Origin of the sequence: Cupriavidus phytorum (genome assembly GCF_003254285.1) — a bacterium.
GTDB classification, from domain to species: domain Bacteria; phylum Pseudomonadota; class Gammaproteobacteria; order Burkholderiales; family Burkholderiaceae; genus Cupriavidus; species Cupriavidus phytorum.
Genome location: NZ_QKZN01000013.1, coordinates 1,137 through 17,132 on the forward strand (window position 1 = coordinate 1,137; position 15,996 = coordinate 17,132).

At 63.8% G+C, this 15,996-nt stretch carries 10 protein-coding genes and 1 tRNA gene; all 11 read left to right on the forward strand.

Going from position 1 to position 15,996, the window contains the following annotated elements:
• Positions 1-3: 3 nt before the first annotated feature.
• The 11 genes from tuf (at position 4) to recQ (ending at position 15,996) form a co-directional block, all read left to right on the forward strand.
• On the forward strand, positions 4-1,194 hold the full coding sequence (gene tuf / locus C7416_RS24340; RefSeq protein WP_062801974.1) for an elongation factor Tu: 1,191 nt from the start codon (positions 4-6) through the stop codon (positions 1,192-1,194).
• Positions 1,195-1,277: 83 nt separating this feature from the next.
• Positions 1,278-1,353, forward strand: a tRNA-Trp gene (locus C7416_RS24345).
• Between the two features lie 59 nt (positions 1,354-1,412).
• Positions 1,413-1,793, forward strand: coding sequence for a preprotein translocase subunit SecE (gene secE / locus C7416_RS24350; protein ID WP_012354155.1), 381 nt, complete (start codon positions 1,413-1,415; stop codon positions 1,791-1,793).
• Between the two features lie 10 nt (positions 1,794-1,803).
• Positions 1,804-2,385, forward strand: coding sequence for a transcription termination/antitermination protein NusG (nusG, locus tag C7416_RS24355; protein WP_012354154.1), 582 nt, complete (start codon positions 1,804-1,806; stop codon positions 2,383-2,385).
• 161 nt (positions 2,386-2,546) lie between these two features.
• The gene (gene rplK / locus C7416_RS24360) at positions 2,547-2,978 is read left to right on the forward strand and encodes a 50S ribosomal protein L11 (protein ID WP_010810467.1); all 432 of its coding nucleotides are present in this window, start codon (positions 2,547-2,549) and stop codon (positions 2,976-2,978) included.
• On the forward strand, positions 2,979-3,674 hold the full coding sequence (gene rplA, locus C7416_RS24365; RefSeq protein ID WP_111521308.1) for a 50S ribosomal protein L1: 696 nt from the start codon (positions 2,979-2,981) through the stop codon (positions 3,672-3,674).
• Between the two features lie 408 nt (positions 3,675-4,082).
• Positions 4,083-4,604 (forward strand): 50S ribosomal protein L10, encoded by a 522-nt coding sequence (gene rplJ, locus C7416_RS24370; RefSeq protein ID WP_062801973.1) that lies wholly within the window; start codon positions 4,083-4,085, stop codon positions 4,602-4,604.
• A 69-nt stretch (positions 4,605-4,673) separates the two neighbouring features.
• Positions 4,674-5,048, forward strand: a complete 375-nt coding sequence (gene rplL, locus C7416_RS24375) for a 50S ribosomal protein L7/L12 (RefSeq protein WP_012354151.1) — start codon at positions 4,674-4,676, stop codon at positions 5,046-5,048.
• A 439-nt stretch (positions 5,049-5,487) separates the two neighbouring features.
• Positions 5,488-9,594 carry a DNA-directed RNA polymerase subunit beta gene (rpoB, locus tag C7416_RS24380; protein WP_111521309.1) on the forward strand — a complete coding sequence of 1,369 codons (4,107 nt, stop codon included), beginning with the start codon at positions 5,488-5,490 and terminating at the stop codon, positions 9,592-9,594.
• Positions 9,595-9,708: 114 nt separating this feature from the next.
• Complete coding sequence (rpoC, locus tag C7416_RS24385) at positions 9,709-13,950, forward strand: DNA-directed RNA polymerase subunit beta' (protein ID WP_111521310.1); 4,242 nt, start codon at positions 9,709-9,711, stop codon at positions 13,948-13,950.
• 198 nt (positions 13,951-14,148) lie between these two features.
• Complete coding sequence (recQ, locus tag C7416_RS24390; RefSeq protein WP_111521311.1) at positions 14,149-15,996, forward strand: DNA helicase RecQ; 1,848 nt, start codon at positions 14,149-14,151, stop codon at positions 15,994-15,996.

Consider the following 15,996-nt stretch of genomic DNA (forward strand, 5'->3'; position numbering starts at 1 on the left):
GAAATGGCAAAGGAAAAGTTCGAGCGGACCAAGCCGCACGTGAACGTTGGTACGATTGGTCACGTTGACCATGGCAAGACCACGCTGACCGCAGCGATCGCCACGGTGCTGGCAGCGAAGTTCGGTGGTGCGGCCAAGAAGTACGACGAAATCGACGCAGCGCCGGAAGAGAAGGCCCGCGGTATTACCATCAATACCGCCCACGTCGAATACGAGACGGCCAACCGCCACTACGCGCACGTTGACTGCCCGGGCCACGCCGACTACGTCAAGAACATGATTACCGGTGCCGCCCAGATGGACGGCGCGATCCTGGTGTGCTCGGCCGCTGACGGCCCGATGCCGCAGACCCGCGAGCACATCCTGCTGGCCCGCCAGGTCGGCGTGCCGTACATCATCGTGTTCCTGAACAAGTGCGACATGGTGGACGACGCCGAACTGCTCGAGCTGGTCGAGATGGAAGTGCGCGAGCTGCTGAGCAAGTACGAGTTCCCCGGCGACGACACCCCGATCATCAAGGGTTCGGCCAAGCTGGCGCTGGAAGGCGACAAGGGCGACCTGGGCGAAGAAGCCATCATGCGCCTGGCCGACGCGCTGGACACCTACATCCCGACGCCGGAGCGTGCCGTTGACGGTACCTTCCTGATGCCGGTGGAAGACGTGTTCTCGATCTCGGGTCGCGGCACCGTGGTGACCGGCCGTATCGAGCGCGGCATCATCAAGGTCGGCGAGGAAATCGAAATCGTCGGTATCAAGCCGACCGTGAAGACCACCTGCACCGGCGTGGAAATGTTCCGCAAGCTGCTGGACCAGGGCCAGGCTGGCGACAACGTCGGTCTGCTGCTGCGCGGCACCAAGCGTGAAGACGTCGAGCGCGGCCAGGTGCTGTGCAAGCCGGGTTCGATCAAGCCGCACACCCACTTCACCGGCGAGGTGTACATCCTGTCGAAGGACGAAGGCGGCCGTCACACCCCGTTCTTCAACAACTACCGCCCGCAGTTCTACTTCCGTACCACCGACGTGACCGGCTCGATCGAGCTGCCGAAGGACAAGGAAATGGTCATGCCGGGTGACAACGTGTCGATCACCGTCAAGCTGATCGCCCCGATCGCCATGGAAGAAGGCCTGCGCTTCGCTATCCGCGAAGGTGGCCGTACCGTCGGCGCCGGCGTCGTGGCAAAGATCCTCGACTAAGCTGTTCGATAGCGAATGCGGCACCAACCGGCCGCATTCGTTGCCAGAGGGGTTGGCGCAAGCGTCGACCCCGAAGTTGTTTTAGGGGTATAGCTCAACTGGCAGAGCGTCGGTCTCCAAAACCGAAGGTTGGGGGTTCGATTCCCTCTGCCCCTGCCAAATCAATCAGCCGCGTCGCGAGGAACAATCGTGACGCGGCTTAGTCTCGTTTGCGAAACATGGCCAATCCCAATGTTGAAACCGTGAATGCCAGCAGCGGCAAGTGGATGCTTGGCGTCGCGGTGCTGCTGGTGGTGGCGGGCGTCATCGGTTTCTATGCACTGGCACAGCAACCGTCTTATGTACGTGGCGCCGCACTGTTCGGTGGTATTGCACTGGGTATCGTGGTTGCGCTGGTGTCGGCACCGGGCAAGGACTTTATCGGGTTCGCCAAGGAATCGTATCGGGAAGTTCGCAAGGTCGTCTGGCCGACGCGCAAGGAAGCCGGGCAGATGACGGGACTGGTCTTTGTCTTTGTCGTCGTCATGGCCCTGTTCCTGTGGTCGGCGGACAAGCTCATCGAGTGGGTGGTGTTCTCGCTCGTGCTGGGCTGGAAATAAGAGGTAGCACATGACGGATAACGCCCAGCAGGAAACCGCCGCACCGGAATCGCCTTCGTCGAAGAAGCGCTGGTATGTGGTGCATGCCTACTCCGGCATGGAGAAGAGCGTACAACGCGCGCTGCAGGAGCGCATCGAGCGCGCCGAGATGCAGGACAAGTTTGGCCGCATCCTGGTGCCGTCCGAAGAAGTGGTGGAAATCAAGGGTGGCCACAAGTCGGTCACCGAGCGTCGTTTCTTCCCCGGCTACGTGCTGGTGGAAATGGAAATGACCGACGAGACCTGGCACCTGGTGAAGAACACCAGCAAGGTTACCGGTTTCGTGGGCGGCGCCCGCAATCGCCCGAGCCCGATTTCGCAGCGCGAAGTCGACAAGATCATGACCCAGATGCAGGAAGGGGTCGAGAAGCCGCGTCCCAAGACGCTGTTCGAAGTGGGCGAAATGGTGCGCGTCAAGGACGGCCCGTTCACCGACTTCAACGGCAACGTCGAAGAAGTGAACTACGAGAAATCGCGCCTGCGCGTCTCGGTCACCATCTTCGGGCGCGCCACGCCGGTCGAACTCGAGTTCGGCCAGGTCGAGAAGGTTTAAGAATTTGCCGGTTGTCGGCCGAGAGGGCGACAACTGGCATCGGCAGTGCCCCAGGGCGTTGCCAAAGAGGAGCGTGAGGCCGTGCCACCGGTGCGGCGACAGCGCGTTACGACTCAACAGGATCGTCTTCCCCGAGTGGAGCGGTCCGGATTGGAGTAGAGATGGCCAAGAAGATCATTGGCTTTATCAAGCTGCAGATTCCGGCTGGTAAGGCAAATCCCTCCCCGCCCGTTGGTCCCGCACTGGGTCAGCGTGGTCTGAACATCATGGAGTTCTGCAAGGCGTTCAACGCCCAGACCCAGGGTATGGAACCCGGTCTGCCGGTGCCGGTGGTGATTACCGCCTTCGCCGACAAGAGCTTCACCTTCGTGATGAAGTCGCCGCCGGCGACCGTGCTGATCAAGAAGGCAGCCGGCATCACCAAGGGTTCGCCGAAGCCCCACACCGACAAGGTTGGCAAGATCACCCGCGCCCAGGCTGAAGAAATCGCCAAGGCCAAGAACGCTGACCTGACCGCCGCCGACCTGGACGCCGCCGTGCGTACCATCGCCGGTTCGGCTCGTTCGATGGGCATCACCGTGGAGGGTCTGTAAATGGCTAAGGTTTCCAAGCGCGTCGCCGCCAACAAGGCGAAGATCGAGCGTACCAAGTTCTACCCGATCGACGAGGCCCTGGGCCTGGTGAAGGGCTGCGCCTCGGCGAAGTTCGACGAGTCGATCGACGTGGCCGTGCAACTGGGCATCGACGCCAAGAAGTCGGACCAGGTCGTGCGTGGTTCCGTGGTGCTGCCTGCCGGTACCGGCAAGTCGGTGCGCGTGGCCGTGTTCGCCCAGGGCGACAAGGCCGAGGCCGCCAGGGCCGCCGGTGCCGACATCGTCGGCATGGAAGACCTGGCTGAGCAAGTCAAGGCCGGCAACCTGAACTTCGACGTCGTGATCGCCTCGCCGGACACGATGCGTATCGTCGGTACGCTGGGCCAGATCCTGGGCCCGCGCGGCCTGATGCCGAACCCGAAGGTCGGTACCGTGACCCCCGACGTGGCCCAGGCCGTGAAGAACGCAAAGGCCGGTCAGGTCCAGTTCCGAGTCGACAAGGCCGGTATCATCCACGCCACCATCGGCCGCCGTTCGTTCGAAGACGCTGCGCTGAAGAGCAACCTGGCCGCGCTGCTGGACGCGCTGGTCAAGGCCAAGCCGGCCACCAGCAAGGGCGTGTACCTGCGCAAGGTCGCGGTCTCGTCGACCATGGGCGTTGGCGTGCGTGTCGACCAGGCTACGCTGGCAGCCTGAGCTGACGGCATATTGCTGACCGGAACCCGATAACACCGGTCGGCAAGCAAGAATTGAAGACCCTGGCCAGTGGCGAGGGTCGTCTCCGGACCGCAAGGGAAGGAGCAAGGCTTTGGGCAGTGGTGCCGTGTCCGATGCGCAAGCATCGCCGGCATCGCTGGTTATCAAAGACCGCTGGTGTTCTTGTCCGCGGCAGCAATGCGGAAAGGGCTTAATCGGTCGGAGCAGGAGCGCAGGCGCTACGCCTGAACCCCGCTTTCCGGCCAGCCAGCGCAGATGGCGCACCCGAAGGGATTGATGAAGCCGGGCCTCGACCCGGACGATTCGGGCCAATCGGACGCCGTTCGTTTGTGCTGACGTGAAGGCTCCGGTATTGCCGGAGACCCAGCGTCATTTTGGAGCTTAACCGTGCCACTCAATATTGAAGATAAGAAGGCCGTCGTTGCTGAGGTCTCGGCGCAAGTCGCCAAGGCCCAGACCATCGTCGTCGCCGAATATCGCGGCATTGCGGTTGGCGATCTGACCAAGCTGCGTGCTACCGCTCGCCAGCAAGGCGTGTACCTGCGCGTTCTGAAGAACACGCTGGCTCGCCGTGCCGTCGAAGGTACGCCGTTTGCAGGCCTCGCAGAGCAGATGACCGGTCCGCTGATCTACGGTATTTCCGAAGATGCAGTGGCCTCGGCCAAGGTTCTGAACGACTTCGCCAAGACCAACGACAAGCTGGTCCTGCGCGCCGGGTCGTATGACGGTAAGGTTCTCGACGCTGCTGCCGTGAAGGCGCTGGCTTCGATCCCGAGCCGCGACGAACTGATTGCTCAGCTGCTGGGCGTGATGCAGGCACCGGTGTCGGGCTTCGCCCGTCTGCTGGCTGCTCTGGCCGCCAAGAAGGCAGAAGGTGCTCCCGCGGAAGCGGAAGCTGCCGGCGCCTAAGGCAATCCAGGCCGCGCATCGCAAGATCGCATTACCGATACCGAATCAAATCTAGTAGGAGTATTTCAAATGGCAATCACCAAAGACGACATCCTGGAAGCCGTTGGCGCGATGTCCGTGATGGAACTGAACGACCTGGTCAAGGCGTTCGAAGAGAAGTTTGGCGTGTCGGCCGCTGCCATGGCCGTGGCTGCTGCTCCGGGCGCTGCCGGTGCTGCTGCTGCCGAAGAGCAGACCGAATTCAACGTGATCCTGGCCGAAGTCGGCGCCAACAAGGTTGGCGTGATTAAGGCTGTTCGCGAAATCACCGGCCTGGGCCTGAAGGAAGCCAAAGACCTGGTCGATGGCGCACCGAAGCCCGTCAAGGAAGGCGTGGACAAGGCTGCTGCTGCCGAAGCCAAGAAGAAGCTGGAAGACGCCGGCGCCAAGGTCGACGTCAAGTAATGCTGTACTCGCGTGCCCTCGCGGCACGCGAATGGGGCTGGCAAAGGGAAATTCCCGGCGCCAGCCTTTTTGCGCTTGTGCGATTGTGTTTTAGTCACCACTCGACACAGCGCTGACGCGTAGCTAGCGCAGTAAAAGTGATGTTTGCGATTCGCGGCGAGGGTCGATTTGCCGGCGATTCAGCAGAGGCCAAACATCAGTGGCACACTAAGTGGTTGCTGCTGATGTTTGTCTTCTGAACCGACTGCAGAAGACAAGTTTGGTCGGGTGTCCCCCGGGCGAGTACAGGCGTTGCGCTGAAGCGACGACCACACCGCCCGCAGCGTGCGGACACCGTCAGCCAGAGGTTGGTAGCGGCCAACCGCCAAATCCCCTCCCAGTCGCTGAACACCTCAGGTCCGGCCAGGTCCAGCCAGCCCTGCGATGATTCGGAGATCCCATGGCGTACAGCTTCACCGAAAAGAAGCGCATTCGCAAAAGCTTTGCGAAGCGCGCGACGGTACATCAGGTTCCATTCCTGCTTGCCACCCAGATTGAATCCTACACCCAGTTCTTGCAAGCGGATACGCCACCCGCACGTCGCAAGACCGAAGGCCTCCAGGCCGCTTTCAACGCAATTTTCCCGATCTCCTCGCATAACGGGCTTGCCCGTATGGAGTTCGTCTCGTATCACCTGTCCAACCCGCCGTTCGACGTCAAGGAATGCCAGCAGCGTGGCCTGACGTTCCATTCGGCGCTGCGCGCCAAGGTTCGCCTGATCATCAACGATCGCGAGAACCCGGGCAAGGTCAAGGAAGTGAAGGAGCAGGAAGTCTACATGGGCGAGATTCCGCTCATGACTTCCACGGGTTCGTTCGTCATCAACGGCACCGAGCGTGTCATCGTCTCGCAGCTGCACCGCTCGCCGGGCGTGTTCTTCGAGCACGACAAAGGCAAGACCCACAGCTCGGGCAAGCTGCTGTTCTCGGCACGCATCATCCCTTACCGCGGTTCGTGGCTCGACTTCGAGTTCGACCCGAAGGACATCCTGTACTTCCGCGTCGACCGCCGCCGCAAGATGCCGGTGACGATCCTGCTGAAGTCGATCGGCCTGACCCCGGAACAGATCCTGGCGCACTTCTTCGTGTTCGACAACTTCACGCTGCAGTCGGAAGGCGCGCAGCTGGAGTTCGTGCCCGAGCGCCTGCGCGGTGAAGTCGCGCGCTTCGATATCGCCGACAAGAACGGCCGCGTGGTGGTCGAGAAGGACAAGCGGATCAACGCCAAGCACATCCGCGACCTGGACTCGGCCGGCACCAAGCTGATCAGCGTGCCGGAAGACTACCTGCTGGGCCGCGTGCTGGCCAAGAACATCATCGATCCGGATACCGGCGAGGTGATTGCCAACGCCAACGACGAGCTGACCGAAGCGCTGCTGGAAAACCTGCGCGAAGCCGGCGTCAAGCAGATCCAGACCCTGTACACCAACGACCTGGACCAGGGCCCGTACATGTCGCAGACCCTGCGCGTGGACGAGACCGCCGACCAGACCGCTGCGCGTATCGCGATCTACCGCATGATGCGTCCGGGCGAGCCGCCGACCGAAGAAGCCGTGGAAGCGCTGTTCCAGCGCCTGTTCTACAGCGAAGAGTCGTACGACCTGTCGCGCGTGGGCCGCATGAAGGTCAACAGCCGCCTGGGCCGCCCCAGCGGCGAAGGCGCCATGGTGCTGCAGGACGAGGACATCCTCGAGACCATCAAGATCCTGGTCAACCTGCGCAACGGCAAGGGCGAGGTCGATGATATCGACCACCTGGGCAACCGTCGCGTGCGTTGCGTCGGCGAGCTGGCCGAGAACCAGTTCCGCGCCGGTCTTTCGCGCGTGGAGCGTGCCGTCAAGGAACGTCTGGGCCAGGCCGAGACCGAGAACCTGATGCCGCACGACCTGATCAACTCGAAGCCGATCTCGTCGGCGATCCGCGAGTTCTTCGGTTCGTCGCAGCTGTCGCAGTTCATGGACCAGACCAACCCGCTGTCGGAGATCACGCACAAGCGCCGTGTCTCCGCACTGGGCCCGGGCGGTCTGACGCGCGAGCGCGCCGGCTTTGAAGTCCGCGACGTGCACCCGACCCACTATGGCCGCGTGTGCCCGATCGAAACGCCGGAAGGTCCGAACATTGGTCTGATCAACTCGCTGGCACTGTATGCGCGCCTGAACGAGTACGGCTTCCTGGAAACGCCGTACCGCAAGGTGGTCGACAGCAAGCTGACCGACGAGGTCGACTACCTGTCGGCGATCGAGGAAGGCAAGTACGTGGTGGCGCAGGCCAACGCGACCGTCGATGCCGACGGCAACCTGACCGACGAACTGGTGTCGGCGCGTGAAGGCTCCGAGCGTGAAACCCGTATGGTGACGCCGGACCGCGTGCAGTACATCGACGTGGCGCCGTCGCAGATCGTGTCGGCCGCTGCCTCGCTGGTGCCGTTCCTGGAACACGATGACGCGAACCGTGCACTGATGGGCGCGAACATGCAGCGCCAGGCCGTGCCTTGCCTGCGTCCGGACAAGCCGCTGGTCGGCACCGGCATCGAGCGCACCGTCGCGGTGGACTCGGGCACCGCCGTGCAGGCGATGCGTGGCGGTGTGGTCGATTACGTCGACGCGATGCGTATCGTGATCCGTGTGAACGACGACGAAGCCGTGGCCGGTGAAGTCGGCGTGGACATCTACAACCTGATCAAGTACACGCGCTCGAACCAGAACACCAACATCAACCAGCGTCCGATGGTCAAGGTGGGCGACCACGTGGCCCGCGGCGACGTCATCGCCGACGGCGCCTCGACCGACCTGGGCGAACTGGCGCTGGGCCAGAACATGCTGGTGGCGTTCATGCCGTGGAACGGTTACAACTTCGAGGATTCGATCCTGATCTCGGAGCGTGTGGTGGCCGAAGACCGCTATACCTCGATCCACATCGAGGAACTGTCGGTCGTCGCCCGCGACACCAAGCTGGGACCGGAAGAAATCACGCGCGATATCTCGAACCTGGCCGAGGCCCAGCTGGCGCGCCTGGACGAGTCGGGCATCACCTACATCGGTGCGGAAGTCGAAGCCGGCGACGTGCTGGTGGGCAAGGTCACGCCGAAGGGCGAGACCCAGCTGACGCCGGAAGAAAAGCTGCTGCGCGCGATCTTCGGCGAGAAGGCGTCGGACGTGAAGGACACCTCGCTGCGCGTGCCGTCGGGCATGAGCGGCATCGTGATCGACGTCCAGGTCTTCACCCGCGAAGGCGTGACCCGCGACAAGCGTGCCCAGTCGATCATCGACGACGAACTGAAGCGCTACCGCCTGGACCTGAACGACCAGCTGCGTATCGTGGAGGGCGACGCGTTCCAGCGTCTGGAGCGTCTGCTGGTCGACAAGACCGTCAACGGCGGTCCGAAGAAGCTGGCCAAGGGTGCCAAGATCACCAAGGAGTACCTGGCGGACATCGACAAGTACCACTGGTTCGACATCCGTCCGGCCGACGAGGAACTGGCTGCCCAGCTGGAAGCCGTCAAGGAAGCCATCGAGCAGAAGCGCCACGAGTTCGACCTGGCCTTCGAAGAGAAGCGCAAGAAGCTGACGCAGGGCGACGAACTGCCGCCGGGCGTGATCAAGATGGTCAAGGTCTACCTGGCCGTCAAGCGCCGCCTGCAGCCTGGCGACAAGATGGCCGGCCGTCACGGTAACAAGGGTGTGGTGTCGAAGATCGTGCCGATCGAAGACATGCCGTACATGGCGGACGGTACTCCGGCCGACATCGTGCTGAACCCGCTGGGCGTGCCGTCGCGGATGAACGTGGGCCAGATCCTGGAAACCCACCTGGGCTGGGCCGCGCGCGGCCTGGGCCAGCGCATCGGCGACATGCTCAAGGCCTCGGCCAAGGCGCAGGAACTGCGCACGCTGCTCTCCCAGATCTACAACGAGAGCGGCAAGCCGGAAGACCTCGACAGCCTGTCCGATGCCGAAGTGCTGGAACTGGCCAACAACCTGAAGAAGGGCGTGCCGTTTGCGACCCCGGTGTTCGACGGTGCCCACGAGGACGAAATCCGCCGCATGCTGGACCTGGCCTACCCGGACGACGTCGCCCGCGAAAAGGGCCTGACGGCTTCCAAGCAGCAGGTCACGCTGTTCGACGGCCGCACCGGCGAAGCGTTCGAGCGTCCGGTCACGCTGGGTGTGATGCATATGCTGAAGCTGCACCACCTGGTCGACGACAAGATGCACGCGCGTTCCACCGGCCCGTACTCGCTGGTGACGCAGCAGCCGCTGGGCGGCAAGGCCCAGTTCGGTGGCCAGCGTTTCGGTGAGATGGAAGTGTGGGCACTGGAAGCCTACGGCGCGTCATACGTGCTGCAGGAAATGCTGACGGTCAAGTCCGATGACGTGAACGGCCGTACCAAGGTGTACGAGAACATCGTCAAGGGCGAGCACTCGATCGATGCCGGCATGCCGGAATCGTTCAACGTGCTGGTGAAGGAAATCCGCTCGCTGGGTATCGACATCGATCTCGATCGCTACTGATCGAGACGATGCGGGTGCCGGCCACGGCGGGCACCCACCAGCGAAGGATTTCCCACAGGATGAATGCCATCGACCCGGACAGACTCCGGGACGGTGGCGAAACAAGGAGTTGCAATGAAAGCATTGCTCGATCTCTTTAAGCAGGTACAGCAGGAAGAGCAGTTCGACGCGATCAAGATCGGCCTGGCCTCGCCCGAGAAGATCCGTTCGTGGTCGTACGGCGAAGTGAAGAAGCCGGAAACGATCAACTACCGTACGTTCAAGCCGGAACGCGACGGCCTGTTCTGCGCCAAGATCTTTGGCCCGATCAAGGACTACGAGTGCCTGTGCGGCAAGTACAAGCGCCTGAAGCACCGTGGCGTGATCTGCGAGAAGTGCGGCGTTGAAGTGACGCTGGCCAAGGTGCGCCGCGAGCGCATGGGCCACATCGAACTGGCCGCGCCGACCGCGCACATCTGGTTCCTGAAGTCGCTGCCGTCGCGCCTGGGCATGGTCCTGGACATGACGCTGCGCGACATCGAGCGCGTGCTGTACTTCGAAGCATTCGTGGTGATCGAACCCGGCATGACCCCGCTCAAGAAGAGCCAGATCATGTCGGAAGACGACTACCTGGCGAAGTGCGACGAGTACGGCGAGGGCGAGTTCGTCGCCATGATGGGTGCCGAGGGCATCCGTGAACTGCTGCGCGGCATCGACATCGAGAAGCAGATCGAACAGATCCGCGCCGAGCTGCAGGCCACCGGTTCCGAAGCCAAGATCAAGAAGTTCGCCAAGCGCCTGAAGGTGCTCGAGGCCTTCCAGCGTTCGGGCATCAAGCCCGAGTGGATGATCCTCGAGGTGCTGCCGGTGCTGCCGCCCGAGCTGCGCCCGCTGGTGCCGCTGGACGGCGGCCGCTTCGCGACCTCGGACCTGAACGACCTGTACCGCCGCGTCATCAACCGTAACAACCGCCTGAAGCGCCTGCTGGAGCTGAAGGCCCCCGAGATCATCGTGCGCAACGAAAAGCGCATGCTGCAGGAAGCGGTTGACTCGCTGCTGGACAACGGCCGTCGCGGCAAGGCGATGACCGGCGCCAACAAGCGTCCGCTGAAGTCCCTGGCCGAAATGATCAAGGGCAAGGGCGGTCGTTTCCGTCAGAACCTGCTGGGCAAGCGCGTCGACTACTCGGGCCGTTCGGTCATCGTGGTGGGCCCGACGCTCAAGCTGCACCAGTGCGGCCTGCCCAAGCTGATGGCGCTCGAGCTGTTCAAGCCGTTCATCTTCCACAAGCTGGAAACGATGGGCATCGCCACCACCATCAAGGCGGCGAAGAAGGAAGTCGAAAGCCAGACCCCGGTGGTGTGGGACATCCTCGAAGAGGTGATCCGCGAGCATCCGGTGATGCTGAACCGCGCGCCGACGCTGCACCGCCTGGGCATCCAGGCGTTCGAGCCGGTGCTGATCGAAGGCAAGGCAATCCAGCTGCACCCGCTGGTCTGCGCGGCGTTCAACGCCGACTTCGACGGTGACCAGATGGCCGTCCACGTGCCGCTGTCGCTGGAAGCGCAGATGGAAGCCCGCACCCTGATGCTGGCCTCCAACAACGTGCTGTTCCCGGCCAACGGCGACCCGTCGATCGTGCCGTCGCAGGACGTGGTGCTGGGCCTGTACTACACCACCCGCGACAAGATCAACGGCAAGGGCGAGGGCATGACCTTCGCCGACATCAGCGAAGTGATCCGCGCGTACGAGAACAAGGAAGTCGAACTGGCTTCGCGCGTGAACGTGCGTATCACCGAGTATGAGCTGGTCGACAAGGACGCCGAGGGCGACGCGCGTTTCGCGCCCAAGATCACGCTGCAGGCCACCACGGTCGGCCGCGCGATCCTGTCCGAGATCCTGCCGAAGGGCCTGCCGTTCTCGGTGCTGAACAAGCCGCTGAAGAAGAAGGAAATCTCGCGCCTGATCAACACGGCGTTCCGCCGCTGCGGCCTGCGCGAGACCGTGATCTTCGCCGACAAGCTGCTGCAGTCGGGCTTCCGCCTGGCGACCCGCGCCGGTATCTCGATCGCGATCGACGACATGCTGGTGCCGCCGGCCAAGGAAAAGATCATCGCCGAGGCCTCGGCCAAGGTGAAGGAATACGACAAGCAGTACATGTCGGGCCTGGTGACCGACCAGGAGCGCTACAACAACGTCGTGGACATCTGGGGCGCCGCCGGCGACCAGGTGGGCAAGGCGATGATGGAGCAGCTGCAGCACGAAGACGTGGTCGACCGCGAAGGCAAGACCGTGAAGCAAGAGTCGTTCAACTCCATCTACATGATGGCCGACTCGGGCGCACGGGGTTCCGCCGCGCAGATCCGCCAGCTGGCCGGCATGCGTGGCCTGATGGCCAAGCCGGATGGCTCTATCATTGAAACGCCGATTACGGCGAACTTCCGTGAAGGCCTGAACGTTCTGCAGTACTTCATCTCGACCCACGGCGCCCGTAAGGGCCTGGCCGATACGGCACTGAAGACCGCGAACTCGGGTTACCTGACCCGTCGTCTGGTCGACGTGACGCAGGATCTGGTCGTGGTGGAAGACGATTGCGGCACCTCCAACGGCGTGGCCATGAAGGCCCTGGTCGAAGGCGGTGAAGTGATCGAAGCCCTGCGCGACCGTATCCTCGGCCGCGTGACCGTGGCCGACGTGGTCAACCCGGAAACCCAGGAAACCGCGATCGAGTCCGGCACGCTGCTGGACGAAGACCTGGTCGAGCTGATCGACAACATCGGCGTCGACGAAGTCAAGGTCCGCACCCCGCTGTCGTGCGACACGCGCTACGGCCTGTGCGCCAAGTGCTATGGCCGCGACCTGGGCCGCGGCGTGCTGGTGAACTCGGGCGAAGCGGTGGGCGTGATCGCCGCGCAGTCGATCGGCGAGCCGGGCACGCAGCTGACCATGCGTACCTTCCACATCGGTGGTGCGGCATCGCGTGCGGCAGTGGCCTCGAGCGTGGAAGCGAAGGCGACCGGTACGGTGCGCTTCACCGCGACCATGCGCTACGTGACCAACGCCAAGGGCGAACTGATCGTGATCTCGCGTTCGGGCGAGGCGCTGATCACTGACGACCACGGCCGCGAGCGTGAGCGCCACAAGATCCCGTACGGTGCCACGCTGCTGGTGCAGGACGGCCAGTCGATCAAGGCCGGCACGCAACTGGCGACCTGGGACGCGCTGACGCGCCCGATCGTTTCGGAGTACTCGGGCACGATCAAGTTCGAGAACGTCGAAGAGGGCGTGACCGTCGCCAAGCAGATGGACGAAGTGACGGGCCTGTCGACCCTGGTGGTGATCGACGCCAAGCGCCGCACGGCTGCAACCAAGGGCATCCGCCCGCAGGTGAAGCTGCTCGACGCCAACGGCCAGGAAGTGAAGATCCCCGGCACGGACCACTCCGTGACCATCGGCTTCCAGGTCGGCGCGCTGATTACCGTGAAGGACGGCCAGCAGGTGCACGTGGGTGAAGTGCTCGCGCGTATCCCGACCGAATCGCAGAAGACCCGTGACATTACCGGTGGTCTGCCGCGCGTGGCCGAGCTGTTCGAAGCGCGTTCGCCGAAGGACGCCGCCGTGCTGGCGGAAGTCACCGGCACGACCTCGTTCGGCAAGGACACCAAGGGCAAGCAGCGCCTGGTCATCACCGACCTGGACGGCAATGCCCACGAGTTCCTGATCGCGAAGGAAAAGCAGGTGCTGGTGCACGACGGCCAGGTGGTGAACAAGGGCGAAATGATCGTGGAAGGTCCGGCGGACCCGCACGACATCCTGCGCCTGAAGGGCATCGAAGAGCTGGCGCACTACATCGTCGACGAAGTGCAGGACGTGTACCGTCTGCAGGGCGTGAAGATCAACGACAAGCACATCGAGGTGATCGTTCGCCAGATGCTGCGTCGGGTCCAGATCGTCGATGTGGGCGACACCAAGTTCATCCCGGGTGAACAGGTGGAGCGTTCGGAACTGCTCGACGAGAACGACCGCGTGATCGCCGAGGGCAAGCGTCCGGCGACCTACGAGAACCTGCTGCTGGGTATTACCAAGGCGTCGCTGTCGACCGACAGCTTCATCTCGGCGGCATCGTTCCAGGAAACCACGCGCGTGCTGACCGAAGCCGCGATCATGGGCAAGACCGACGACCTGCGTGGCCTGAAGGAAAACGTGATCGTCGGCCGCCTGATCCCGGCCGGTACCGGCCTGGCCTACCACCGTGCCCGCAAGGCGCGCGAGGCCTCCGAGCGCGAACGCGCCCAGGCGATCGCCGAAGAAGAGCAGTCGCTCTTCATCGAGCCGCCGGTGGTGCAGGCGACCGAGGGCGAAGGCGACAACGCCTGATCTCGATGCAGTGACGACCGCCGCAAGGCGGACCAAAGCCCGGCTGATCCAGCCGGGCTTTTTTTTCGTCCGCGCGCGGTTCGGCCTTTTGTGACAAACACCGGTGAGAAACATCGGAGAGTTTGCCGCGCAGGCGCGGCGGCACGCCCCCTTAGTGGTAAGGTTACGGCTTTTCCGGCTCCAGCATTTCCGTTGTCCATGTCGCAAGCACTGGCGATCCTCAAGGATGTCTTCGGCTACCACGCCTTCCGCGGGCGCCAGGCCGAGATCATCGACCACGTCGCCACCGGCGGCGACTGCCTGGTGCTGATGCCGACCGGCGGGGGCAAGTCGCTGTGCTACCAGATCCCGGCGCTGCTGCGCCAGCGTACCGGCGATGGCGTCGGCATCGTGGTGTCGCCGCTGATCGCGCTGATGCAGGACCAGGTCGCGGCGCTGACCGAGGCCGGCGTGCGCGCCGCGGTGCTCAATTCGACGCTGACCGGCGCCGAGGCCTCCGCGGTCGAGCGCGACCTGCTGGCCGGGCGCATCGAGATCCTCTACGTGGCGCCGGAACGGCTGATGACGCCGCGCTTCCTTGACCTGCTGGAGCGCACCCGCGTCGGCCTGTTCGCGATCGACGAAGCCCACTGCGTGTCGCAATGGGGCCACGATTTCCGCCCCGAATACATCCAGCTGTCGGTGCTGCACGAGCGCTTCCCGTACGTGCCGCGCATCGCGCTGACCGCGACCGCCGACGCGCTGACGCGCGACGAGATCGTCGAGCGGCTGGCGCTGCACGACGCGCGCATCTTCATCTCCAGCTTCGACCGGCCCAACATCCGCTACCGCATCGTCGAGAAGGACAATGCGCGCCAGCAGCTGCTGGCCTTCATCAAGGCCGAACATACCGCGGCCGACGGCAGCCACGACAGCGGCATCGTCTATTGCTTGTCGCGCAAGAAGGTCGAGGACACCGCGCAATGGCTGAGCGGCCACGGCATCAACGCGCTCGCCTACCATGCCGGCATGGACGCCCAGGTGCGGCAGCACCACCAGGCGCGCTTCCGCGTGGAGGAAGGGCTGGTGATGGTGGCGACGATCGCCTTCGGCATGGGCATCGACAAGCCCGACGTACGTTTTGTCGCCCACCTGGACCTGCCCAAGAGCATGGAGGGCTATTACCAGGAAACCGGCCGCGCCGGCCGTGACGGACTGCCCGCCAATGCCTGGATGGCCTACGGCCTGGGCGATGTGGTGCAGCAGAAGCGCATGATCGACGAATCCGAGGCCGACGAGGCCTTCAAGCGCGTGTCGTCGTCCAAGCTCGATGCGCTGCTGGGTTTGTGCGAAACCGCCGGCTGCCGGCGCCAGCGCATCCTCGCGTACTTCAACGAAGCCAGCGAACCCTGCGGCAACTGCGATACCTGCCTGGAGCCGCCGGCCACGTGGGACGGCACGCGCGAGGCGCAGATGGCGCTGTCGTGCGTGTACCGCACCGCGCAGGCCAGCCGCGTGCACTTTGGCGCCACCCACCTGATCGACGTGCTGCGCGGCAATGCCTCGGAAAAGATCAAGCAATGGGGCCATGACAAGGTCTCGACCTTCGGCATCGGCAAGGACCGCTCGGTGCACGAGTGGCACACGGTGTTCCGCCAGCTGATCGCGCAGGGCCTGCTGACCATCGACCACGGCGGCCACGGCGCGCTGCTGCTGGGTGAACGCGCGCGTGAGGTGCTCAAGGGCGAGCGCCAGATCATCCTGCGACGCCAGGCTGCCAGGCCGGGCAAGTCCGGCGAGCGCGCGGCGCGCGGCACGCGCATCGACCATACCGCCGACATGGACGCCGATACGCTGGCCAACTGGGAGGCGCTGCGCCGCTGGCGCACCGAGGCCGCGCGCGAGCATGGCGTACCGGCCTACGTGATCTTCCATGACGCCACGCTGGCCGAACTGGCGCGCACCGCGCCGGATTCGCTGTCGGCGATGCAAGGCATTCCCGGGATTGGCGCCTCCAAGCTGGAGCGCTACGGGCAGGGCATCCTCGACACGCTGCGCGGGGCCTAG

Excerpts from the sequence above, each read along its gene's own strand:
- rpoC (WP_111521310.1), top strand. The coding sequence starts at position 9,709 with ATGAAAGCATTGCTCGATCTCTTTAAGCAGGTACAGCAGGAAGAGCAG.
- rplA (WP_111521308.1), top strand. The coding sequence starts at position 2,979 with ATGGCTAAGGTTTCCAAGCGCGTCGCCGCCAACAAGGCGAAGATCGAG.
- nusG (WP_012354154.1), top strand. The coding sequence starts at position 1,804 with ATGACGGATAACGCCCAGCAGGAAACCGCCGCACCGGAATCGCCTTCG.
- recQ (WP_111521311.1), top strand. The coding sequence starts at position 14,149 with ATGTCGCAAGCACTGGCGATCCTCAAGGATGTCTTCGGCTACCACGCC.
- rplK (WP_010810467.1), top strand. The coding sequence starts at position 2,547 with ATGGCCAAGAAGATCATTGGCTTTATCAAGCTGCAGATTCCGGCTGGT.
- secE (WP_012354155.1), top strand. The coding sequence starts at position 1,413 with ATGGCCAATCCCAATGTTGAAACCGTGAATGCCAGCAGCGGCAAGTGG.
- rplL (WP_012354151.1), top strand. The coding sequence starts at position 4,674 with ATGGCAATCACCAAAGACGACATCCTGGAAGCCGTTGGCGCGATGTCC.
- rpoB (WP_111521309.1), top strand. The coding sequence starts at position 5,488 with ATGGCGTACAGCTTCACCGAAAAGAAGCGCATTCGCAAAAGCTTTGCG.
- tuf (WP_062801974.1), top strand. The coding sequence starts at position 4 with ATGGCAAAGGAAAAGTTCGAGCGGACCAAGCCGCACGTGAACGTTGGT.